Raw genomic sequence first — 20,808 nt, forward strand, 5'->3', positions numbered from 1 at the left:
CCGCCGGACACCCGCGCTACCCGCTCACCCTACTGTGTCCGGTGTGTGACGTCCGTGGGGTCACGAAAGGTTGCCTCGCGGCGATGAGACCGACCGTACGGGCGGCGGGAGAACACGAGAAGGTGGAGTCTATGCGGGTTCTGGTCACCGGTGGCGCTGGATTCATCGGTTCGCACTATGTGAGACAGGCGCTGACCGGCGCTTATCCGGCACTGGCCGAGGCCGAGGTGGTGGTGCTCGACAAGCTGACCTACGCCGGGACGGAGGCCAACCTGGCCCCGGTGGCGGCCGAGCTGCGGCTGCGGTTCGTGCGCGGCGACATCTGCGACGCCGAACTGGTGGCCGGCCTGATGAAGGGCATCGACCTGGTGGTGCACTTCGCTGCGGAATCGCATGTGGACCGGTCGATCCACGGTTCCGCCGACTTCGTGTTGACCAATGTTCTCGGCACGCAGACCCTGCTCCAGGCGGCGCTGAACGCCGAGGTCGGGAAGTTCGTGCACGTCTCGACCGACGAGGTCTACGGCTCGATCGACGAGGGTTCGTGGACCGAAGATCACGTTTTGGAACCGAATTCCCCGTATTCGGCTTCGAAGGCGTCCTCGGACCTGATGGCACGGGCCTTCCACCGCACCCACGGAATGCCGGTGTGCATTACCCGGTGTTCGAACAACTACGGTCCGTACCAGTTTCCCGAGAAGGTCATCCCGCTTTTTGTCACCAATCTGCTCGACGGCCGGAACGTGCCGCTCTACGGCGACGGGCTGAACGTCCGTGACTGGCTGCACGTGGACGATCACTGCCGCGGCATCCAGCTGGTCGCCGACGGCGGGCGGCCGGGCGAGATCTACAACATCGGCGGCGGCACCGAGCTGACCAACCGCGAGCTGACCGAACGGCTGCTGGCTGCGGTCGGCGCGGGCTGGGACCGGGTGGAGCGGGTGACCGACCGCAAGGGCCACGACCGCCGGTATTCGGTGGACATCACCAAGATCTCCGAGGAACTGGGCTACCGGCCGCGGGTGTCGTTCGACGAGGGCCTGGCCGCCACCGTGCGCTGGTACCAGGAGAACCGCGCCTGGTGGGAGCAGCTCAAGGAGCGGGCCGCGCTGGGGGCGCGATGAGCGCGCTGGAACTGCTGGTGCCCGGCGGAACGGGGCAGCTGGGACGCGACCTGGCGGCGCTGGCCGGGCCGGGCCTCGGCGTGACCGCGCCCGGTTCGGCGGAGCTGGACGTGACCAAGCCGGGCGCGGTGATCGAGGCGGTGACCGCGCTGGCCGAGCGCGCGGCGGCGGCCGGGGCGCGGCCGGTGGTGGTCAACGCGGCCGCGTACACCGCGGTCGACCAGGCCGAGACCGAGGAGGAGCGCGCCTTCGCGATCAACGCCGACGGCCCGCGGGTGCTCGCGGCGGCCTGCTCGTCGCGGCGGGTGCCGCTGGTGCACGTGTCCACCGACTACGTCTTCGCCGGGGACGCCACCCAGCCGTACGAGCCGGGCGACCCGCTGGGCCCGCGCACCGCGTACGGCCGGACGAAGGCGGCCGGGGAGGACGCGGTGCTCGGTTCCGGCGCTTCGGCGTGGGTGGTCCGCACCGCCTGGGTCTACGGCAAGCACGGCAGCAACTTCGTGAAAACCATGGTGTCGCTGGAATCCTCGCGCGACACACTGTCCGTTGTGGACGATCAGCGCGGGTCGCCGACGTGGTCGGCCGATCTCGCGGCGGGGCTGGTCGAACTGGCCGAGCGGATCGCCGACGGCACGGGACCGGCCGCGCGCGTGCTGCACTGCACGGGCGGCGGGGACACCACGTGGTTCGGCTTCGCGCAGGCGATCTTCCGGTACCTCGGCGCGGATCCCGCGCGGATTTCGCCGTGCACCACCGAAGACTTCCCGCGCCCGGCGCCGCGTCCTGCGTACTCGGTGCTCTCGGGCAAGGCGTGGCAGGAGGCCGGCCTCACCCCGCTGCGCCCCTGGGAAGACGCACTGGCCGCCTACTTCGCCACCTGAGCGATGTCACGAATGTGGCTTTCGAGACGCGAAACGTCTCGAAAGCCACATTCGTGACAGTGGGCTAGCGGCCCGCGGCTTGGCGGTAGGCCTCGACGGTTTTCTCCGCGCACAGGCGCCACGTGTAGCTGGCCGCATGCGCACGCCGCGCCACCGAAGTCGACGCGGCGTGCGGGTCCGAGACGGCCGATCGCAGCGCCTCGGCCAGCGCGTCCACCTCGCGGTACGGCACCAGCAGCGAGTACCCGCCGGACACCTCCGCCAGCGCCGGGATGTCGGTGCAGACCACCGGGACGTCGCAGGCCATCGCCTCCAGCACCGGCAGCCCGAACCCCTCGTCACGCGAGGGCAGCACCAGCGCCGCCGCGCCCGCGACCACCGCCCGCAGATCGACCGGCGGCAGGTAGCCCAGGTGCATCGACCGGTCCGACAGCTCGAACGAACCCGGCCCGGTGAACACCAGCGGCGGCAGGTCCGGCGCGGCCGCGTGCGCCTCCCGCAGCCACGGCAGCCCCTTGCGCGGCCCGGCCGCGCCGACGAAGAGCAGGTACTCGGCGGGAAGGCCCAGCCGCTCGCGCTGCTCCTTCGACAGCGGCCGCGCGGTGAACCACGCCGGGTCCACGCCCAGCGGCGTCACCACGATCTTCTCGCGCGGCACCTCGAAGCGCGAAGCCACCGCGTCGGCGACCGCCGCGGTCGGCGTGCAGATCACGTCCGCGCGCGCGGCACCCCGGCGGACCAGTACCGGCAGATCCGCGTCGGACGGCGAAAGCTCGGACGGCTCGTCGATGAACGCCAGGTCGTGAATGGTCAGCACGCCGGCCGCGCGCGCGATGCCCGGCAGCACGAAGTTGGTCCCGTGCACCACGTCGGTCGATCCGGCGAACAGCTCGACCGGCGGGAAGTTCCCGCGCAGCCACGATTTCCGCAGCAGTCGCGCGGCCACCGGCATGCCCCGCGCGCGCACCCCGTGCGGCAGCACGTGCCGCAGCTTGCGCCAGCCGCGCAGGGTGAACGCCACCGCGCGTGTGTCCACAGAGGACAGAGAGGCGAGTTCTTCGGACAGCGAAGCCGTGTACTGGCCGATCCCGGTGCGGACCCCGAGCAGGGGGGTGCCGTCGAGCAGTACGCGCAGGGGCCGCTCAGCCATTTCGGCGAGCCACTTTCCGCACCCGGCCGCCGACCCGCTTGGCCAGCTCGCGCACGCCGCCGTCGGCGAGGTACTCCTTGACCAGCGCCAGGTCGCGCCGGACGATTTCGGCGCCGCGCAACGGATCCGACGGCGTCAGATCACTCGCGCCGGGCAGCCGGTCCGCGGCGGGCCGCGGATCGCGACAGAACTCCACCAGCGGTTCCAGCGCTCGCGGCCAGGCGAACCGCTGCGCCACCTCGGCGATGCGGTCACGCGCCGCCGCGGCGAATTCCGCGTCGTAGAGCGCCTTTTCCAGTGCGTCCGCCAGCGCCTCGGAATCCTCCGCCGGCACCACCACACCGAGCTGTTCCGCGCGCACCAGATCGGCGAAGGCGTCGCCGTCGGTGGTCACGATCGGCAGCCCGGACCAGAGGTAGTCCAGCACGCGGGTGCGGAAGGCGAAGGTGGTCTCCACGTGCTCGTAGTGCGTGGTCACCCCGCAGTCGGCATCGAGCAGCCAGTTCTGCCGCTCGCCGTAGGGCACCCACTGCTCGTTGAAGAACACGTGCTTCCCGGTCAGCCCGAGGGAGTCGGCGAGCCGGATGGTCCGCGCGCCGATGTCCATCTCGGCGACCTCGGGATTCGGGTGCTTCATGCCGAGGAACACCAGCCGCACGTCACCGCGGCGCTCCCGCAGCCGGTCGATCGCGCGCACCAGAGTCAGCGGGTCGAACCAGCTGTACACCCCGCCGGCCCACAGCACCACGTGATCGGTCTCGGCGATGCCGGGCACGTTCGCGCGCAGCCCGGGACCGGTGCGGCGCGGGGCTTCCGGCGACAGTCCGAACGGGACCACCGACAGCAGCGACTGCGTGGTGGGGTCGGCGTCGTAGAGACGCGGGGAGAGCCGTCCCATCGCGGCCAGGTGGCCCAGCCAGAACAACCGCTGCCGCTCGGACGCGCACAGGAAGAAGTCACCGCGTTCGAGCTGCGCTTCGAGCACCTTGGTCACGCCGACCAGATCGGCGGCCCGCTGGTCGTCGGGTACACCGCGACCCTGCTCCAGCAGTTCCAGGTGCATCGGGTCGTACAGATCGCAGACGACGATCTTGGTCGAATCCGGCTTCTTCAGCTGCGGCGCCATTTCCAGCACGTGGCCCTGCAGGATGACGATGTCGGCCCACTCGACCGGCTCGGCGAGGTCGCGCCGCTTGGCCGCGCTCACCGCGAACGGCGCGGGCGGCGGATCGGCCAGCGGGTTCACCGTGACCAGCCGGACCTCGTGCTCCCCGGCCAGCGAGGCGGCGATGTTCCAGGCGCGGATCGCCGGGCCCGCCATGCGCTCGGTGATCGCGTCGCCGGTGATCACCAGCACCCGCCGCCGCTGCCCGAACACGCTCTCGATGCCGAACGCCTTGACCAGGATCTCGTGTGCGTCGAGATACCGCGGCAGCGGATAGGCGGGCTCCAAAGCCTTGCGCAGCAAGGGAATAAGGTCGGCGTCGGTCCGCACGCGCGCGGCCTGCTCGACCGCGCGGGACTCGGCGAGCGACGGCATCAGCTCGACGAACTGGTCGATCGCGAGCACCCCGGCCAGTGCGGTGCGGGGCACCGCCACCGGCTCGGTCTCCACCGGGCCGACCCCGCGCTGGAGGTCCAGCTGCGTCGCGTCGATCTCACCGCGGGCGGTGGCGCGGCGGACGGTCAGCGCGAGCGCGGCGGGCAGCACCTTCGCCAGCGTCTCGTCGGAAAGGTTCTTGTACAGCGCGGCGAGCGCGTTGCGCTCCAGCAGGAAGGTCTCGCGGCCGGTGTCCGGCGCGTCGACCGCGGCCATCGTGCCGTGGTGGCGGTGGAAGGCGACCGACTCGGGCACGTACCGCACCCGCCAGCCACGCAGGTTCATCCGCCAGCCGAGGTCGACGTCCTCGTAGAACATGAAAAAGCGTTCGTCGAAGCCACCCAGTTCGGTGAACACCCCGGTGCGCACGAACATCGCTGAGCCGGTGCCGAACAGCACGTCCTTGGCGACCTCGTGCTCGGCGGACGGCACGTCGGCCAGCGGGCCGCCCGCGTGCCGCTTGTAGCCCATGCCGAACCAGGTCAGCCCGCCGTCGACGAAGTCCGCGCCGGTGCCGTCCCAGTCGAGCACCTTGCTGGCCACCGCGCCGACCCGCGGATCGGCCGCCAGCTCGGCCACCGCCGCGTGCACCCAGTCGCGGCCGGGGCGGGCGTCGTTGTTGAGGAAGGCGAGCACGGTGCCGGTCGCGTGCTTCGCGCCCAGGTTGCAGCCGCCCGCGAAACCGAGGTTGTCCGCCGATTCGACCAGCTTCACTCCGGGCACCGCGGCCCTGATCCGCGCGGCGTCACCGGTGCCGGACGCGTTGTCGACGCAGATGATCTCCAGGCGCGCGTAGTCCAGCTCGGCGAGGGAGCGCAGGCAGGTGATGGTGTCGTCCGCGCCCCGGAAGTTGACCACGATCACCGAGACCACGGGCAGCGCGCCTTGGGTCAACGACTGACTCCTTCGCTGTGGGGTTTCTCAGAGCCTAACCGGCCGCCCACCTGCGCCAGACCGCGCCTCGGCCGATCGTGGCACGCGTGCCGATCCGCCGGCGGGCGCCGATCGTGCCCGGCAGGCGCAGCACCACCTCGCCGAGCACGCGCAGCCGGAGGCCCATGCGGAAGTTGGCCGCGTCCGGAACGTCCCGTTTGACCGGTAGCAGCGCGGTGATCGCGGTGAACCGCGCCAGCTCGCGCAGCGCCACCGCGGCCGGCGCGCAGCGCAGCAGCGTGAGCAGGCGGTTGCGCTCGTTCCAGCGGTGGAACCGCGCGGAACCGGGCCGCGTGCTGGCGCCGTGCAGGTGCCGCACGGTGGCCGCCGAGCCGAGCACCCGCCAGCCCGCCAGCCGCAGGCGCCAGGCGGTGTCGGTGTCCTCGTAGTAGCAGAAGAAGCTCGACGGCACGCCGCCCGAAGCACGCAGCGCGGCGGTCCGCAGCAGCACCGCGCCACCGCAGAAGCCGAACACCTCGGCGGCCGGTTCGGTGTGGTCGGCGCCGTGGCCGTCGGCGGTGAGGCGGACGCCGGTGGACTGCGTGGTGCCGTCGGGCAGCGTCAGCGTCGAGCTGACGGCGGCCGCGTCAGGAGCCTCGTCGAGTGCGTCCTCCAGCGCGGCGAGCCAGCCGGGGGAGGGCGCCGCGTCGTCGTTCAGCCAGGCCACGAAGGGCGTGCTGACCTGCGGTAATGCCGCCTCGATGCCGCCCGCGTAGCCGGTGTTGCGCGGCAGGCGCAGCACCTCGGGCTTCGACGGGTGGGCGGCCAGCAGCCCGGCGGTGCCGTCGTCCGACGCGTTGTCCACCACGAGGGTCCGATGTGGACGGTCCTGGGCCGCCAGCGCGTCCAGGCAGGCCACCAGGTGCGGGGCACCACGCCAGGTGACCACCACGACCGTGCTGCGGGGCGGGGATGACACGCTGAGCACAATAGGCGGGTGCCCGAGCTGGTGGTCATCGCGGAGCAGTTGCTCGCGCCCGTTCCCGGGGGAACCGGGCGGTACACGGCCGAGCTGCTGCGTGCGCTTGCCCGGACCGTGCCGGACGGCTGGACCCTGTCGAGCGCGGTGGCGCGGCACGCCGACGTCGAAGCGGCCAGGGTGCCGGGCGTCGAGGGCCCGCGCCGGCTCGCGCTGCCGCCGAAGGCGCTGACCGCCGCGTGGCAGTTCGGCCTGCCGTGGTGGCCGGGCGGCGACGCGGTGCACGCGACCACGCCGCTGGCCCCGCCGCGCGCGCCGCGCGGCCGCCGGTTGAGCGTGACCGTGCACGACACCGTGCCGTGGACGCACCCCGAAACGCTCACTCCGCGTGGCGTTTCCTGGCACCAGTCGGTGATCGCGCGGGCCGCGCGCACCGCGGACGCGCTGGTGGTGCCCACCCAGGCGGTGGCCGACGACCTGGCCGCGCGGGTGGCGGGCCGGGCGCCGGTGCACGTCATCGGCCACGGGGTGACCGACCTGCCCAGCGAGCCCGCCGACCTGCTTCTGCCCGCGGAATACGTGCTGGCGATCGGCACGGTCGAGCCGCGCAAGGGCATCGGGCTGCTGATCGAGGCGATGGCCACCTTCGACGGCCCGCCGCTGCTGCTGGTCGGCCAGGCGGGCTGGGGCGATCTCGACCCGGCCGGGCTGGCGCGGCAGCACGGCCTGCCCGCCGACCGGCTGCGGGTGCTGGGCAAGCTGTCCGACGCCGAGCTGGCGACCGCGTTGCGTGGTGCCTCCGTGCTCGCCATGCCGAGCCTGGCCGAGGGGTTCGGGCTGCCCGTGCTGGAGGCGATGGCGGCCGGGGTGCCGGTGGTGCACTCCGACGTGCCCGCGCTGGTCGAGGTCTCCGGTGGCGCGGCTCGCGTGGTGCCGAGCGGGGACGTCACCGCGCTGGCCGCGGCCCTGCGGGAGGTGCTGGGCTCGGAGTCGCTCTCCGCAACCATGCGTACCCAGGGTCTAGCGCGATCGAGTGAATTTTCGTGGCGGTCCGCGGCGCGGCGGCTCTGGTCAGTGCATACGGCGGCGGCCACCGTCTCCGGCCCCGAGTTTGGTGGTTCCCCACCCCGCGCCAGTTGAACGGCCGTACGCTGCATGCGTGGTACCTGGTGAACCTCGTGTGCTGATCGATGCCACCGCCGTGCCCGCGGACCGCGGCGGCGTTGGCCGGTACGTGGACTCGCTCGTCGCCGCGCTCGACGCCGACGGCGCCCCGGTCACCGTGGTCTGCCAGCCCCGCGACTTCCGGCTGTACTCCCAGCTCGCGCCGGGCACCAGGGTGCTCCCGGCCACCGAATCCACCTCCACCCGCACGGCCAGGCTGACCTGGGAGCAGACCACGCTGCCGACGCTGGCCAGGCGGCTGGGCGTGGACGTGGTGCACTCGCCGCACTACACGATGCCGCTCGCGCTGAACAAGGCGTCGGTGGTGACGCTGCACGACGCCACCTTCTTCACCGACGCGGTGCTTCACTCGTCCGTGAAGGCGCGCTTCTTCCGGGCGTGGACGGTGGCCGCGCTGCGGCGGGCGTCGCTGTGCGTGGTGCCGAGCGAGGCGACGGCCACCGAACTGGCGAAGGTGACCCGCGTGCGCGCGTCCGAGCTGGAGGTCATCCAGCACGGCGTGGACGTCGAGCGGTTCCACCCGCCGTCACCGGACGAGGTGCGCGCGGCCCGCGAGGCGATCGGCCTGGGCAGCACGCCGTACATCGCCTTCCTCGGCGCGCTGGAACCACGCAAGAACGTGCCCGCGCTGATCCGCGGTTACGCGAAGGCGATGGCCGGGCGGACCGACCCGCCCGCGCTGGTGCTCGCCGGGCAGCCGGGCTGGGACACCCAGGTGGAGAAGGCGCTCGAAGGCGTGCCGCACCGGCTGCGCGTGATCCGGGCCGGCTACCTGCCGTTCGGCACGCTGGCCGGCTTCCTCGGCGGCTCCGAGATGGTCGCCTACCCGAGCCTCGGCGAGGGGTTCGGGCTGCCGGTGCTGGAGGCGATGGCCTGCGGCGCGTGCGTGCTCACCACCAGGCGCCTGTCGCTGCCCGAGGTCGGCGGGGACGCGGTGGCCTACTGCGGCGTCGGCGCCGGTGACGTGGCGGCGGCGATCGGGGAGCTGCTCGACGACCCGGCCCGGCGGTCCACCCTGGCGGCCGCGGCGCAGCGCCGGGCGAAGGAGTTCTCCTGGGCGGCCACCGCCGAACGGCACCGCGAGGCGTACGGCCGGGCGTGGCTGGCCTGGCGGTCCGGTGGGGGCCACCGGTAGCACTGGGTGACCAGGGCACAATGTGCTGTCGTGCACCCCAAGTATGGCGATGAGCTCGCCGTCGTGGTCGTGACCTACTTCCCCGGCGAGACACTGGAACCGTTCCTCGACACGCTCGAAAAGGCCACCGCGCGCGACGTGCGGGTGGTGCTGGCCGACAACGACACGGCCCCTTCGGACGAGTCGCTCGACCGGGCCGCCCAGCGGGACAACGTGCACCTGCTGCGCATCGGGGAGAACCTGGGCTACGGCAGCGCGGCCAACCGCGGGGTCGCCGAGCTGGACGAGCGGTACGGCTGGATCGTGATCGCCAATCCCGACCTGGAGTGGCACCCCGGCTCGCTCGACGAACTGCTCGCGGTGGCCGAGCGCTGGCCGCGTGGCGGCGCGTTCGGCCCACTGATCCAGGAACCGGACGGCACGGTCTACCCGTCGGCGCGGCTGCTGCCCTCGCTCGGCCGCGGCATCGGGCACGCCGCGCTGGGCAAGATCTGGTCCGGCAACCCGTGGACCAGGCAGTACCGGCAGGAGACCGCAAAGCCGGCCGAGCGGACGTCGGGCTGGCTCTCGGGTTCGTGCCAGCTGATCCGGCGTGAGGCGTGGGACTCCGTCGACGGCTTCGATTCGCGGTACTTCATGTACTTCGAGGACGTCGACCTCGGCGACCGGCTGGCGCGCGCGGGCTGGCTGAACGTGTACGCGCCCTCGGCCACCGTGATGCACATCGGCGGGCAGGCGACCAAGCGCGCTTCGGCGAAGATGCTCGCCGCGCACCACGAAAGCGCCTACCGCTACCTGGCGGACCGGCACCGCGGGCTGCTGTGGAAGCCCGTGCTGGCCGCGGTCAAGCTGGGCCTGGCGGCACGGCTGAAGCTGGCCACCCTGCGCGAGCGCTGACCTCTGCCGCGCCTCGGCGGAATTGAGGGAATTCCCTAGATTCCGTCGAGGCGGCGCGAAAGGTTCGAGCGCTTGGTCTGGGTGGTGGTCGGGATCAGCCCGCCCACGTCCTGCTCCTCGATCACCGGCTCGGCTGGCTGCTCTTCGAACAGCGACGGCACCGGCATCGGCCGCGTCGGGCGGTGCCCGCGCGGGGGCTCCAGCCGCGAGGTCGGCTCGGCGCTGGCCAGGTGGTGGTCGTTGGCTTCGATGGTCGCCGCGGAGACCTTGGTGGTGCTGTCCGGGTCCTGCGCGTCGATGTCGTTGACCACGGCTCTGGGGATCTGCTGGGTGTTCGCCGCGTCCATCGGCGAGGTGGCGTCATCCGGTGTGACCACGAAAGCCCCGCGGGCCCGTGCCCGAGAAAGCAAGGCGTCCGCGCGATCGCGGGGGTCCATCCCCTCGGCCTCCCGACTAACCCGAGGCCCTCTCCAACCGGGGCCGCCTGTGTGCTGTCTAGGGTAGGCCCTCCGGGCCGCTCGCGTCAGCGTTTCCGGCGGTTTGTCACCAGGTGTTCCGCGAATGTGGGAGGAAGGGATGCGCGCATGACTGCCGCACCGGGGGTCGATGCCGTCGTGCTCGTCGGCGGCAAGGGCACGAGACTGCGGCCGCTGACCCTGTCCGCGCCGAAGCCGATGCTGCCCACCGCGGGCGTGCCCTACCTTTCCCACCTGTTCTCCCGCATCCGCGCGGCCGGGATAACGCATGTCGTGCTCGGCACCTCCTACCGGGCCGAAGTGTTCGAAGAGCACTTCGGCGACGGTTCCGCGGTGGGCCTGGAACTGGAGTACGTGGTGGAGGAAACGCCGCTGGACACCGGGGGCGCGATCCGCAACGTGCACGACCGCCTGCGCGCGGACAACGCGGTCATCTTCAACGGCGACATCCTTTCCGGCGCGGATCTCGGCGCGCTGATCGAGCGGCACACGTCGACCGCGGCCGATGTCACCTTGCATTTGCAACGAGTTGACGATCCGAGCCGGTTCGGTTCGGTGCCGACGGACGCGGACGGCCGGGTCACCGCGTTCCTGGAGAAAACGCCCAATCCGCCGACGGACCAGATCAATGCCGGTTGCTACGTGTTCCGGCGATCGGTGATCGAGTCCATTCCGGCCGGGCGCCCGGTTTCGGTCGAACGCGAGACCTTTCCCGGACTGCTCGAAGCGGGCGCGCACGTGCAGGGCTTTGTGGACGCGTCGTACTGGCTCGACGTGGGTACGCCGGAGGCGTTCGTGCGCGGGTCCGCCGATCTGGTGCGCGGGGTCGCGCCCACGTCGGCGCTGCCCGGGCCGACCGGTGACGCGCTGATCCTCGAGGGCGCGAAAGTCGCCGGCGACGCCGTCGTGACCGACGGTTCGACGGTCGGTGCCGGTGCCGAAATCGGGGCGGGCGCCCGGATTTCGGGCTCGGTGCTGTTCGACGGCGCGGTGGTCGGCGCCGGTGCGGTGGTCGAGCGCTCGGTGCTCGGCAAGGGCGCGCGGGTCGGCGACGGCACCGTGTTGCGCGGGGTCGTGCTCGGCGACGGCGCGGTGGTCGGCGCGGGGTGCGAGCTGATCGACGGCGCCAGGGTGTGGCCCGGGATGACCTTGGCGGACGGGTCCGTGCGATTCTCGAGTGATGCCTGATTCACGCCGGTGGCGCCCGTCGTATGCGCTGGACTTCCGGCGGGTGCTGGCGCCGCTGCGGCGTGGGCCCGGGGATCCGGCGGTGCACTGGGACGCGCCGGGCCGGGTGTGGCTGACCGCGAACACCGCGGACGGCCCCGGCACGCTCGGCCTGCGGCGGCTGGCGGACGGTGAGTTCGAGGCGGTGGCGTGGGGTGCGGGCGCGGCGATCCTGCTCGACGGCGTGCCCTCCTTGCTCGGCGCGTCCGACGACGATTCGGGTTTTGTCGCGCACCACGACGTGATCGCGGACGCGCGGCACCGGCGGCCGGGCCTGCGGTTGCCGTCGACCGGGCGGGTGTGGGACGCGCTGGTGCCCGCGGTGCTGGAGCAGAAGGTGACCGGGATCGAGGCGCACCGGTCGTGGCGCGAGCTGTGCCGGTGGTTCGGCGAACCGGCGCCGGGCCCGGCGCCCGCGCAGCTGCGGGTGCCGCCGACGCCGACCGCGATTCGGTCCATTCCGGACTGGAAGTGGCATCAGGCGGGCGTGGACCTCAAGCGCCGCACGGCTTTGGTCGCCGCGGCCGGGGTAGCCCACCAGCTGGAGCGGGCGGCTTCGCTGCGGGGCGCGGAGGGCCGCGCGCTGCTGCGGAAGGTGCCCGGCATCGGCGTGTGGACGGCCGCCGAAATCGCCCAGCGCGCCTGGGGCGATCCGGACGCGGTCAGCTTCGGAGACTTCCACATCCCGTCGATCGTGGGCTACGCCCTGGTCGGCCGGGCACTGGACGACCAGGGCATGGCGGAGGTGCTGGCGCCGTACGCGCCGCAACGCCAGCGGGCCGTGCGCTACCTGGAAGCCGCGGGCGTGACGCGACCGCGATTCGGCCCGCGGATGCCCATCCGGGACTACCGCGCGCTCTAGCCAGTGTCACGAATGTGGCTTTCGAGACGTTTCGCGTCTCGAAAGCCACATTCGTGACACTGGCGCGAGGGTTACTGGCCGTACGGCGGGCCCGGCGGGTTCTGGCCGGGCGGGTACTGACCCGGCGGGTACTGGCCGGGTGGGTACTGGCCCGGCGGCGGGTACTGGGGCGGGTACTGCTGCATCTGCGTTTTCTTCTGGTTGTTCAGCACCAGCACGATCGCCAGCACCACCCCGCCGATCGCGAGCAACGCGATCACGATCACCAGCACCAGGGAAATCATCGGCACCCCTCCGGTCGACTCCACGCCGAGCCTAGGCGATCTACTGCGCCGGGCGCGGGGTGAACCGCGCGGCCGGGGCGGTGGCGTTGCCGCCGTCCAGCGCCGCGGACACGATCGACAGCGCTTCTCCCTGGCTGAGGCCGAGCTTGCGCACCACGGCCGCGTAGTTCGCCGCCGCTTCCTGGGCGCGCCGCCGGTTTTGGTCACCGGAGGCGCCGACGAAGCTTCCCGCCCGGCCGCGGGTTTCGATCAGGCCCGCCTCCTCCAGCTCCCGGTACGCGCGCGCGATGGTGTTGGGCGCGACCCCGAGATCGGCGGCGAGCTTGCGCACGGTGGGCAGCTTCGTGCCGACCGGCAGCGTCCGGTCGTTGATCTGCCGGGCGAGCGAGGACCGAACCTGCTCGTACGGCGGCACGGGGGAGTTGGCGTCCACGCTGAGCATCATGGTGTGCTCACCCTACGCTTCCCCGGTGCTTGGCCCCACGGCCGCTGACGACCCAGCACACGAGCGAAGCGACGCACAGCCCGAACAGGGTGACCCGGACGGAGACCAGATCGGTGAGGAGCATCGGCGCGAGAAAGGCGTAGGCCGCCACCGGAAGTGCCGCGCCGCGCACTTCTTCCGCGCGCAGCCGGTCGTCGACGAGCAGGGTCAGCGCGTCCACGGCCAGTGCCGGGCGGTTGAGCGCCCGGCGGGTTTGCCAGGTCATCACGCCCCCGCCGAGCAACACCACCGCGGCCAGCACCCCGCCCGCCGGTACCTCGCCCAGCGCGATCAGGCCCGCGGCCAGCCCGAGCCCGCCGAGGTAGGTCAGCACCAGCGCGCAGACCAGCCAGCCGTTGAGGAAGTCGGTCCACTTCGGCGCGACCACACGGGCGACGCGGCGGGGCAGGGTCGCCGCGACGCGCCGCTCACCGACCACCCGTAGGTGGTTGAACCAGGCGGTGACCGCGAAGGGGAGGACGCAGCACAGCAGGACGTACCCGGCGTCCGGCAGCCGAACCCCCACCATGGCCAGCGTGGCGGGCACCCCCAGCATCATCGCGGCGTACAGGATGAGCACGGCCGGGTACCGCCTGGCGAACTCGTGGCTCCTGGCGTGCTCCCGCCCGGCCAGGCGCATCGCGATGAACCAGCTCGGCTCGGCGTGGATGCCCTGCTTGAACAGCCAGGCCCTGGCGAACGCGAACTGGAACTGGCCCACCACGGGCGGGGCCGGGTGCGTGCTGACCATCATCTCCCCCGAGGACCGGACCTGCTCGTGTGGCGGCACCTCAACCTCACCGCACTGACCGCAGGCCGATCGCCCAGCACACGAAGGCGGCGATCGCCAGCCCGCTGAGCACGGGCTGGAAGGTGAACGGATCGACAAAATGGGCCATCAGCCCCAGACCGGCCGCCGCCAGCGGAAAGGCCGCCCCGTGCACCGCTCCGGCGCGCAACCGGTCGTCGACCAGCAGCGAGAGCTCGTCTTCGGCCAGCGTCGGGCGGCCGAGCGCCTGTGTCACCTGCCACGCGGTGAGGAGCAGGCAGCACAGCACCACACCGGCCAGCACGCTCCCGGTCACCACTTCGCCCACCGCGATCAGGCCCGCGGCGAGGCCGAGACCGCCGAGATCGGCGAGCACGTGCGCGCAGACGAGCCAGCCGGTGGTGAAGTCGAGCAGTTTGGGGGCGACCGGGCGGGCGGCGCGGCGCAACAGGACCGCGGTGATGCGCCGTTCCGCGGTTACCCGCGTGCGGTGGAACCAGATGCTGCCCACCACCGCCTGGACCACGAAGGGCAGCGCGAAGGCCGCGCTGAAATCCAGCGCCTGGAGGGTCAACGTGGCCACCATCAGCGCCCCGATCAGCAGCGCCACGGTGACCCGGTGCCGGTTGAGGAAGTCCTCCCACGACGCCGGTGCCTGGCTCCACAGGCGGGTAGCGACGAACCAGGTCGGCTCGGCGTTGATGCCGCGCTTGTGCAGCCATTGCCGGGCCACGGCCACCTGGAGTTCGTACGGCGCGGGCGGTGCGAGCATGAATCCCCCTTGTGTCAGGCTCTGTGTCACTACAATGACACAGGGTTTGACACAAAAGCAACGGGGTTCAAGCGTGGTCGACCGCCGCGGCGATGAGTTCGGTGAGGTCTTCCGAGCCGGCCGGCAGTGCGCCGATCGGCCACCACCGGAGATCGTCGGATTCGCTGCTGCGCACGGGTTCCGCGCCTGCCGGGGCGTGCACCGCGAAACGCACGTCGAAGTGCCGTGTCGGCACGCCGAGTGAGCAGGTGATCGGGTGCACGTCGAGGTGGATCGGGTCGGTGTCGATGGTCAGGCCGCTCATGCCCGACTCCTCGGCCGCCTCGCGCAGGGCGGCTTCGGCCAGTGCGGTGTCGCCGGGCTCGCAGTGGCCGCCGAGTTGCAGCCACCGGCCCACGCGCGGGTGCAGGGTGAGCAGCACGTGCTCCCCGGTGTGGTCGAGCACCACGGCGGAGGCGGTGACGTGCCCGGCTTCGCAGGACCGCGCGCACGAATCCGCCCTGGCCGCGACAAAGCCGATGAACGCCTGCCGCAGCGATTCCTGTGCCGCGGTCGGCGCCTTCCAGCTGTCCAAAGTGGACATCGTGTCGGCGTGCAGGCTCACAGTTCCACCAGTCCTTCGCCGAGGTCGCGCGGCGGGCGCGGGCCGGACGGGCCGTCGAGCGGGTGGCCGATGGCGACCGCGCCCAGCGGGTGCCAGTCCTCGCCGAGCCCCAGCTGCGAGCGCACCACGTCGGCGGAGAAGATCGTCGAGCCGACCCACAGCGAGCCGAGTCCTTCGGCCGCCAGCGAAACCAGCAGCCCCTGCACCGCGGCACCACCCGCGACCGTGAACATGGTGCGCTCACAGGCGTTGCGGCGGTCGTCGGGATAGGTGTGCGCGCCTTCCGGCACCAGGAACGGCAGGATCAGCTCGGGCGCGGTGAACAGCAGGTTCCCGCGTGCCAGCCGCTTTTCCACCTGCGCCGGGGTGAACCCGTCACCTTCGAGATCGGCCCGCCAGTACTCGCGCATGGCCTCCAGCAGCGCCCGCCGCCTGGCCTGGTCGCGCACCCAGATGAACCGGACCGGCCGGGTGTGGTGCGGCGCGGGCGCGGTCAGCGCGGCGCCGACCGAGCGGCGGATCACCTCCGGCTCCACCGGCTCCTCGGTGAACGCCCGCACGGACCGGCGCACCAGCACCGCTTCGCGACGGCCCTGCGCGATGGATTCGTTGGTGCCCAGGCGGAACAGGTCGTACTCCGACGGGCGGACCAGGTCGCGCGCGGTGGACCCGTCGTCGGAGATGGCCAGCCCGCGCACCACCGCCACCGGCGTGCCGCCCAGCTTGCCCTTGACCAGGTCGGCCGCGGCGGCCAGCTCGTCGGCCACCGCGATCTCGGTGACCGCCAGCTCGTTGCCGTGCTCGTCGACCTCACCGGCGTAGGAATGCAGCACCCGCAGCCCGGACGAGCCGATGGCGGCGTCGGTCTGCCCGACCCGCCAGGCCCGGCCCATGGTGTCGGTGATGACCACCGCGACCTCCACGCCGAGCCGCTCCCGCAGGCCGGCACGCAGCGCGAACGCCGACGCGTCCGGGTCGGCGGGCAGCAGCGCCACCTCACCCTGGTCCACATTGGACGCGTCCACCCCGGCGGCGGCCTGCACCAGCCCGTTGCGGTTCTCGGTGATCACCGTGCGGGCGATGCGGGCGACCACGCGCACCGACTCGTCCTCGATCAGCTTGCGGCGCGCGGCGTCCCTGGCCTCGGGGTCGCGGGGCACGGAGATCAGCCGCCCCTCGATCTTCGAGACCACCTTGCTGGTCACCACCACCACGTCACCCGAGCGCAGCCAGCGCGCGGCGGCGGCGATGGCCCCGGTCAGGTCGTCACCCGGCCGGAACTCCGGCAACCCGGTGACCGGCAGTACCTCGAGCTTGGGCGAGGCGTGATCAGTCAACGTCCACTCCGGACAGATCCAGGGCCGCCAGCGCCATCTTCGCGGTGGCGTCCACATCGGACATCAGCAGCGGCACCGGGCGCACCGCCACGCCCGGCACGTCGGCGGTCTCACCGCGCTGGATCAGCCAGCCGTCGAGCAGGCCCTCCGAGGTCTGCCGCGAACCGTAGTGCCTGCCGACGGCCTGCGCGGAGGTCTCCACGCCGATCGCGGTCAGGCAGGCGTCGGCCATGCCGCGCAACGGTTTCCCGCCGATGATCGGCGAGATGCCGACCACGCCGGCGCTGGTCTTGCGCAGCGCGTCGCGAATGCCGGGCACGGACAGCACGGTGCCCACCGACACCACCGGGTTCGACGGCGCCAGCAGCACCGCGTCGGTCTCGGCGATCGCGTCCAGCACACCCGGCGCGGGCGAGGACTCCTCGGCACCGACCGCGACGATCGAGTGCGCGGGGAGTTCGGCGTGGTAACGCACCCACCACTCCTGGAAGTGCAGCGCCTTGCGGCCGCCCTCCTCGTCCGGGTCGTCGACCACCACATGGGTCTCGACGCGGTCGTCGGTCATCGGCAGCAGCCGCACGCCCGGCTTCCAGCGGTCGCACAACGCCTCGGTGACCGCCGACAGCGGATACCCGGCCCGCAGCATGCGCGAGCGGATGAGGTGGGTGGCGATGTCCTTGTCGCCGAGGCCGAACCAGTCCGGCTCGGCACCGTAGGCGGCCAGTTCCGCCTTGACCGTCCAGGTCTCACCGGCGTGCCCCCAGCCGCGCGCGGTGTCGATCCCGCCGCCCAGGGTGTACATGCAGGTGTCCAGGTCCGGGCAGATGCGCAGGCCGTGCATCCACACGTCGTCCCCGGTGTTCACCAGCGCGGTGATCTCGTGCGGGGAACCGTCCGGGGCGGGACCGATCGGGGGCAGGCCGAGCGCGGCCTTCACGCCGAGCAGGAAGCGGGCGCCGCCCACCCCGCCGGCTACAACGACAACCTTCACGGTGAGCGATCCTCGCACGCCGGGGTGGCGGGTACCCAGTAGCGGTACCGGTGGTGCTCGGTGAAACCCAGCCGGTGGTACAGCGCGAGCGCCGGCGCGTTGGCCACCGACACCTGCAGTGCGCACCGGGTCGCTCCGCGTGCACCGGCCCACGCGCCCGCCGCGGCCATCAGGTCCGCGGCGAGCCCCTTGCGCCGGTACGCGGGTGCCACCGCCAGCCGTGACACGTGCAGGACGTCGTCCACCACCGCGGCCCGCACCGCGCCGACGGTCTCGGTGCCGGCTTCGACGACGCCGTAGCCGAGCGCGGGTGCCGTGGTGAGCACGTGCCGCTGCGCTTCGGACGGCTCGGTGGTGCCCGCGCACAACTCCCACCAACCGGGCGTGGGTTCGCCGAGGATGCGCGCGGTTTCGGCGGGGCCGCCCAGTGGTCCGACCAGCACCGACACCTCGTGCCCGGCTTCGTGTGCCACGTTCGGCACCCAGCCCCGGGCCGCGAGCGCGCGTTCGACGGGGCCGTGCTGGACCGCCTGCACCGCCGGTTCGAGGCCGTGCGAGTGGGCGAACTCACAAACCCGTTCCAGCGCCTCGGTGACCGGCACCCCGGGGTCGCCGATGGCCAGCGCGGTGTTCGCGCGGCCGGTGAACCCGCCGGCCGCCCGGAACCACCAGGTCCCGAGCCACCGCCCGGTCACCGGCGGCCAGGCCAGTGCACACTGGAGTTCGAGTGTTTCCGCTGGTTCCACGGGCTAGATTGTGCACGTGGGCGCCGACTGGCTGGAGGAGTAGATGAGCGTCTCCCGCAAGGACGACCGGCACAACGAGGACCTGGTCAACGAGATCGCGGACAGCTTCACCAAGGCCGTGCGCGCCAAGCAGGCGGAATCCGGCGGTGACGAGCCGAAGCCCGCCTTCGTGATCACCGGCGACCAGCGCGACCGCGATCGGAAACGGCGCTCCCGCTGATTCGCATACTCCGGGTATGGTGACCCGGAATGGGGTGTTCCAGGGGTCGGAATAAGGGTTGCCTCACCACCACGGACACCTCGTGACCGCGTAATGTCGGCCGTGCGGCCAGACCGAACAGACACCTGCAGGAGAGCACTGTGACCTACGTGATCGCCGAGCCCTGCGTCGACGTGCTCGACAAGGCGTGCATCGACGAGTGCCCCGTCGATTGCATCTACGAGGGTGATCGGATGCTCTACATCCACCCCGACGAGTGCGTGGACTGCGGCGCCTGCGAGCCGGTTTGCCCGGTCGAAGCCATCTACTACGAGGACGACGTGCCCGACGAGTGGGCTGCCTACACCAAGGCGAACGTGGACTTCTTCGACGAGCTGGGCTCGCCGGGCGGGGCGTCGAAGGTCGGCAAGACCAGCCACGACCCGCAGTTCATCAAAGACCTGCCCCCGCAGGGCGAATGAGCGTCGCCCTACCCGATTTTCCCTGGGACTCGCTGGCCGCCGCGAAGGCGAAGGCGCAGGCCCACCCGGACGGTGTGGTGGACCTGTCCGTCGGTACGCCGGTGGACCCGGTCCCGGCCGGTATCCGCGACGCGCTCGCGTCGGTCTCGGATGTGCCGGGATACCCGACCACGCACGGAACCCCGGCGCTGCGCGCGGCGGCGATCGACGCGCTGCGCCGGCGGCACGGGGTCGAAGGCATCGAGCCGGACGCGGTGCTGCCCACGATCGGCTCCAAGGAGCTGGTCGCCTGGCTGCCGCGGCTGCTCGGCGCCGGTCCCGGTGACTTGGTGGTCATTCCCGAGGTGGCCTACCCGACCTACGAGGTCGGCGCGCTGCTCGCCGGGGCGACGGTGGCGCGTGCCGACGGGCTGACCCAGCTCGGCCCGCAGCGGCCCAAGCTGCTGTGGCTGAACTCGCCGTCCAACCCGACCGGGCGCGTGCTCGGCGTCGAGCACCTGCGCAAGGTGGTCGACTGGGCGCGCGAGCGCGGCACGATCGTGGTTTCCGACGAGTGCTACCTGGCGCTGGGCTGGGACGCCGAGCCGGTGTCGATCCTGCACCCGTCCGTCCACGGTGGACGGCTCGACGGGCTGCTCGCGGTGCACTCGCTGTCGAAGTCGGCGAACCTGGCCAGCTACCGCGCCGGGTTCGTCACCGGGGACCCGAAGCTGGTCGCCGAGCTGCTGGCGATCCGCAAGCACGCGGGCATGATCGTGCCGCGGCCGGTGCAGGAGGCGATGGTCGCCGCGCTGACCGACGACGAGGCGCTCGCCGCTCAGCGCGAGCGGTACGCCCGGCGGCGTGAGCCGCTGCGGAAGGCGCTCAAGGACAGCGGGTTCCGGATCGACCACTCCGAGGCCGGGCTGTACCTGTGGTCCACCCGCGACGAGGACGCCTGGCAGACCGTGGACTGGCTGGCCGAGCGCGGCATCCTGGCCGCGCCCGGCACCTTCTACGGCCCCGGCGGCGGCCGTCACGTGCGGATCGCGCTCACCGCCACCGACGAGCGCATCGAAACCGCCGTGCGGCGCCTTAAGTGACTTTTCCCGCCACGGCGCGGTGGACGAAGTCGGTGAGCAGGTCGATGGCTTCGTCGTCGGACAGGTCGCGGCCGTCGCCCCCGGCGACCAGCCAGGTGTAGGCGAACTGGTCCATCAGCGAGACCATCGCCGAGGTGACCAGGTCGGGTTCGCCCGGCAGATCGGTCAGGTTCGCGAAGTGCCCGACGAGGTGCTTCTTGTCCTCGGCGGTCAGCTGCTGCAGGCGTTTGCCGAGTTCCGTGTTGACCATCGCGGCCTGGCGCAGCGCCACCATTTCCGGCAGGTGCGCGCGGTAGAACCGCCAGAAGTGCGCCACGTGCCAGCGCACCGCTGACCGCTTCGAGAAGTCCGGGTCGTGCCCCGGCGCCGTCACGTCCGCGTCCGCCTCGGCGAACATGTCCGTCAGCAGCGCTTCGAGCAGTTCTTCCTTGCTCGCGAAGTGGTTGTAGAACGAGCCCGCGGCCCGGCCGGCCTCGGCCGTGATGTCGGTGATCTTGGTGTTCAGATAGCCCTGCCTGGCGAACACGCGCCGCGCCGCGGCCTTGAGCGCCGCCTCGGTTTCGGCCGCCTTCTGCTTGCGGCTCGTCGCACTGGTCACCGCCACCTCCTTGACACCGCACGCTAGCAGTGGTCATAGTGAATCTAAATTCAGTGAATGGAGATTCA

The 20,808-nt window shown here is 72.0% G+C and carries 23 protein-coding genes; 10 read left to right on the forward strand and 13 right to left on the reverse strand.

Going from position 1 to position 20,808, the window contains the following annotated elements; genetic code table 11:
- Positions 1-131: 131 nt before the first annotated feature.
- Both rfbB and rfbD read left to right on the forward strand, forming a co-directional pair.
- The gene (rfbB, locus tag A4R43_RS35885; protein ID WP_113696144.1) at positions 132-1,124 is read left to right on the forward strand and encodes a dTDP-glucose 4,6-dehydratase; all 993 of its coding nucleotides are present in this window, start codon (positions 132-134) and stop codon (positions 1,122-1,124) included.
- A complete protein-coding gene (gene rfbD, locus A4R43_RS35890) occupies positions 1,121-2,008 on the forward strand; it encodes a dTDP-4-dehydrorhamnose reductase (RefSeq protein ID WP_113696145.1) in 888 nt (295 codons plus the stop codon). The genes rfbB and rfbD overlap by 4 nt, the downstream gene beginning before the upstream one ends.
- Before the next feature lie 64 nt (positions 2,009-2,072).
- Here rfbD and A4R43_RS35895 read toward each other — a convergent pair whose 3' ends face one another.
- Genes A4R43_RS35895 through A4R43_RS35905 form a run of 3 tightly spaced genes read right to left on the reverse strand, consistent with a single transcriptional unit; the run spans position 2,073 to position 6,610 of the window.
- The gene (locus A4R43_RS35895; protein ID WP_113696146.1) at positions 2,073-3,158 is read right to left on the reverse strand and encodes a glycosyltransferase family 4 protein; all 1,086 of its coding nucleotides are present in this window, start codon (positions 3,156-3,158) and stop codon (positions 2,073-2,075) included.
- A complete protein-coding gene (locus A4R43_RS35900) occupies positions 3,151-5,652 on the reverse strand; it encodes a glycosyltransferase (RefSeq protein ID WP_113696147.1) in 2,502 nt (833 codons plus the stop codon). Before A4R43_RS35900 ends, A4R43_RS35895 begins: the two co-directional genes overlap by 8 nt.
- 34 nt (positions 5,653-5,686) lie before the next feature.
- The gene (locus A4R43_RS35905; protein ID WP_113698112.1) at positions 5,687-6,610 is read right to left on the reverse strand and encodes a glycosyltransferase family 2 protein; all 924 of its coding nucleotides are present in this window, start codon (positions 6,608-6,610) and stop codon (positions 5,687-5,689) included.
- Positions 6,611-6,628: 18 nt separating this feature from the next.
- On the opposite strand from A4R43_RS35905, the gene A4R43_RS35910 reads away from it, so the two are divergent.
- From A4R43_RS35910 to A4R43_RS35920, 3 genes are read left to right on the forward strand one after another with little or no spacing between them, the layout of a single operon-like run.
- Positions 6,629-7,750, forward strand: coding sequence for a glycosyltransferase family 4 protein (locus A4R43_RS35910; protein WP_113696148.1), 1,122 nt, complete (start codon positions 6,629-6,631; stop codon positions 7,748-7,750).
- A gap of 40 nt (positions 7,751-7,790) precedes the next feature.
- Positions 7,791-8,930 carry a glycosyltransferase family 4 protein gene (locus A4R43_RS35915; protein ID WP_113696149.1) on the forward strand — a complete coding sequence of 380 codons (1,140 nt, stop codon included), beginning with the start codon at positions 7,791-7,793 and terminating at the stop codon, positions 8,928-8,930.
- 30 nt (positions 8,931-8,960) lie between these two features.
- Entirely contained in the window at positions 8,961-9,827 is an 867-nt protein-coding gene (locus tag A4R43_RS35920; protein WP_113696150.1) for a glycosyltransferase family 2 protein, read from the forward strand.
- A gap of 35 nt (positions 9,828-9,862) precedes the next feature.
- Here the strand turns inward: A4R43_RS35920 and A4R43_RS35925 are convergent, their stop codons facing one another.
- Complete coding sequence (locus A4R43_RS35925) at positions 9,863-10,264, reverse strand: hypothetical protein (protein ID WP_113696151.1); 402 nt, start codon at positions 10,262-10,264, stop codon at positions 9,863-9,865.
- 147 nt (positions 10,265-10,411) lie between these two features.
- Here A4R43_RS35925 and manB point away from each other — a divergent pair, with 147 nt between their 5' ends.
- Together manB and A4R43_RS35935 are read left to right on the forward strand one after the other, a co-directional pair.
- Positions 10,412-11,491 (forward strand): mannose-1-phosphate guanylyltransferase, encoded by a 1,080-nt coding sequence (gene manB / locus A4R43_RS35930; RefSeq protein ID WP_113696152.1) that lies wholly within the window; start codon positions 10,412-10,414, stop codon positions 11,489-11,491.
- A complete protein-coding gene (locus A4R43_RS35935) occupies positions 11,484-12,392 on the forward strand; it encodes a DNA-3-methyladenine glycosylase family protein (protein ID WP_113698113.1) in 909 nt (302 codons plus the stop codon). Before manB ends, A4R43_RS35935 begins: the two co-directional genes overlap by 8 nt.
- 71 nt (positions 12,393-12,463) lie before the next feature.
- Here the strand turns inward: A4R43_RS35935 and A4R43_RS35940 are convergent, their stop codons facing one another.
- From A4R43_RS35940 to A4R43_RS35975, 8 genes are all read right to left on the reverse strand, one after another.
- Positions 12,464-12,676, reverse strand: coding sequence for a hypothetical protein (locus tag A4R43_RS35940; protein ID WP_113696153.1), 213 nt, complete (start codon positions 12,674-12,676; stop codon positions 12,464-12,466).
- Positions 12,677-12,716: 40 nt separating this feature from the next.
- Positions 12,717-13,121, reverse strand: coding sequence for a GntR family transcriptional regulator (locus A4R43_RS35945; protein ID WP_113696154.1), 405 nt, complete (start codon positions 13,119-13,121; stop codon positions 12,717-12,719).
- Positions 13,122-13,128: 7 nt separating this feature from the next.
- Positions 13,129-13,950, reverse strand: coding sequence for a hypothetical protein (locus A4R43_RS35950; protein ID WP_162788710.1), 822 nt, complete (start codon positions 13,948-13,950; stop codon positions 13,129-13,131).
- 7 nt (positions 13,951-13,957) lie between these two features.
- Positions 13,958-14,701 (reverse strand): hypothetical protein, encoded by a 744-nt coding sequence (locus tag A4R43_RS35955; RefSeq protein ID WP_113696156.1) that lies wholly within the window; start codon positions 14,699-14,701, stop codon positions 13,958-13,960.
- A 67-nt stretch (positions 14,702-14,768) separates the two neighbouring features.
- Positions 14,769-15,305 (reverse strand): NUDIX hydrolase, encoded by a 537-nt coding sequence (locus A4R43_RS35960; protein ID WP_113696157.1) that lies wholly within the window; start codon positions 15,303-15,305, stop codon positions 14,769-14,771.
- Positions 15,302-16,642 carry a coenzyme F420-0:L-glutamate ligase gene (locus A4R43_RS35965; RefSeq protein WP_162788711.1) on the reverse strand — a complete coding sequence of 447 codons (1,341 nt, stop codon included), beginning with the start codon at positions 16,640-16,642 and terminating at the stop codon, positions 15,302-15,304. The genes A4R43_RS35960 and A4R43_RS35965 overlap by 4 nt, the downstream gene beginning before the upstream one ends.
- Complete coding sequence (cofD, locus tag A4R43_RS35970; RefSeq protein ID WP_113696159.1) at positions 16,635-17,633, reverse strand: 2-phospho-L-lactate transferase; 999 nt, start codon at positions 17,631-17,633, stop codon at positions 16,635-16,637. The genes A4R43_RS35965 and cofD overlap by 8 nt, the downstream gene beginning before the upstream one ends.
- Positions 17,630-18,379: a GNAT family N-acetyltransferase gene (locus A4R43_RS35975; protein WP_113696160.1), complete on the reverse strand. Its 750-nt coding sequence runs from the start codon at positions 18,377-18,379 to the stop codon at positions 17,630-17,632. The genes cofD and A4R43_RS35975 overlap by 4 nt, the downstream gene beginning before the upstream one ends.
- A gap of 43 nt (positions 18,380-18,422) precedes the next feature.
- Between A4R43_RS35975 and A4R43_RS43505 the strand changes: the two genes are divergently transcribed.
- The 3 genes from A4R43_RS43505 to dapC all read left to right on the forward strand — a co-directional run bounded on the left by A4R43_RS43505 (position 18,423) and on the right by dapC (position 20,142).
- The gene (locus A4R43_RS43505; RefSeq protein ID WP_205215138.1) at positions 18,423-18,599 is read left to right on the forward strand and encodes a hypothetical protein; all 177 of its coding nucleotides are present in this window, start codon (positions 18,423-18,425) and stop codon (positions 18,597-18,599) included.
- 140 nt (positions 18,600-18,739) lie between these two features.
- The gene (fdxA, locus tag A4R43_RS35980; protein WP_113696161.1) at positions 18,740-19,060 is read left to right on the forward strand and encodes a ferredoxin; all 321 of its coding nucleotides are present in this window, start codon (positions 18,740-18,742) and stop codon (positions 19,058-19,060) included.
- Positions 19,057-20,142, forward strand: coding sequence for a succinyldiaminopimelate transaminase (gene dapC / locus A4R43_RS35985; RefSeq protein ID WP_113696162.1), 1,086 nt, complete (start codon positions 19,057-19,059; stop codon positions 20,140-20,142). The genes fdxA and dapC overlap by 4 nt, the downstream gene beginning before the upstream one ends.
- Here the strand turns inward: dapC and A4R43_RS35990 are convergent.
- Positions 20,135-20,740 (reverse strand): TetR/AcrR family transcriptional regulator, encoded by a 606-nt coding sequence (locus A4R43_RS35990; protein WP_113696163.1) that lies wholly within the window; start codon positions 20,738-20,740, stop codon positions 20,135-20,137. The two genes, dapC and A4R43_RS35990, sit on opposite strands and share 8 nt — an antisense overlap.
- Positions 20,741-20,808 lie beyond the last annotated feature (68 nt).

Origin of the sequence: Amycolatopsis albispora, assembly GCF_003312875.1 — a bacterium.
GTDB classification, from domain to species: domain Bacteria; phylum Actinomycetota; class Actinomycetes; order Mycobacteriales; family Pseudonocardiaceae; genus Amycolatopsis; species Amycolatopsis albispora.

Excerpts from the sequence above, each read along its gene's own strand:
- rfbB (WP_113696144.1), top strand. The coding sequence starts at position 132 with ATGCGGGTTCTGGTCACCGGTGGCGCTGGATTCATCGGTTCGCACTAT.
- A4R43_RS35940 (WP_113696153.1), bottom strand. The coding sequence starts at position 12,676 with ATGATTTCCCTGGTGCTGGTGATCGTGATCGCGTTGCTCGCGATCGGC.
- A4R43_RS35895 (WP_113696146.1), bottom strand. The coding sequence starts at position 3,158 with ATGGCTGAGCGGCCCCTGCGCGTACTGCTCGACGGCACCCCCCTGCTC.
- A4R43_RS35935 (WP_113698113.1), top strand. The coding sequence starts at position 11,484 with ATGCCTGATTCACGCCGGTGGCGCCCGTCGTATGCGCTGGACTTCCGG.
- A4R43_RS35955 (WP_113696156.1), bottom strand. The coding sequence starts at position 14,701 with ATGCTCGCACCGCCCGCGCCGTACGAACTCCAGGTGGCCGTGGCCCGG.
- A4R43_RS43505 (WP_205215138.1), top strand. The coding sequence starts at position 18,423 with ATGAGCGTCTCCCGCAAGGACGACCGGCACAACGAGGACCTGGTCAAC.
- A4R43_RS35925 (WP_113696151.1), bottom strand. The coding sequence starts at position 10,264 with ATGGACCCCCGCGATCGCGCGGACGCCTTGCTTTCTCGGGCACGGGCC.
- rfbD (WP_113696145.1), top strand. The coding sequence starts at position 1,121 with ATGAGCGCGCTGGAACTGCTGGTGCCCGGCGGAACGGGGCAGCTGGGA.
- manB (WP_113696152.1), top strand. The coding sequence starts at position 10,412 with ATGACTGCCGCACCGGGGGTCGATGCCGTCGTGCTCGTCGGCGGCAAG.
- dapC (WP_113696162.1), top strand. The coding sequence starts at position 19,057 with ATGAGCGTCGCCCTACCCGATTTTCCCTGGGACTCGCTGGCCGCCGCG.
- A4R43_RS35945 (WP_113696154.1), bottom strand. The coding sequence starts at position 13,121 with ATGATGCTCAGCGTGGACGCCAACTCCCCCGTGCCGCCGTACGAGCAG.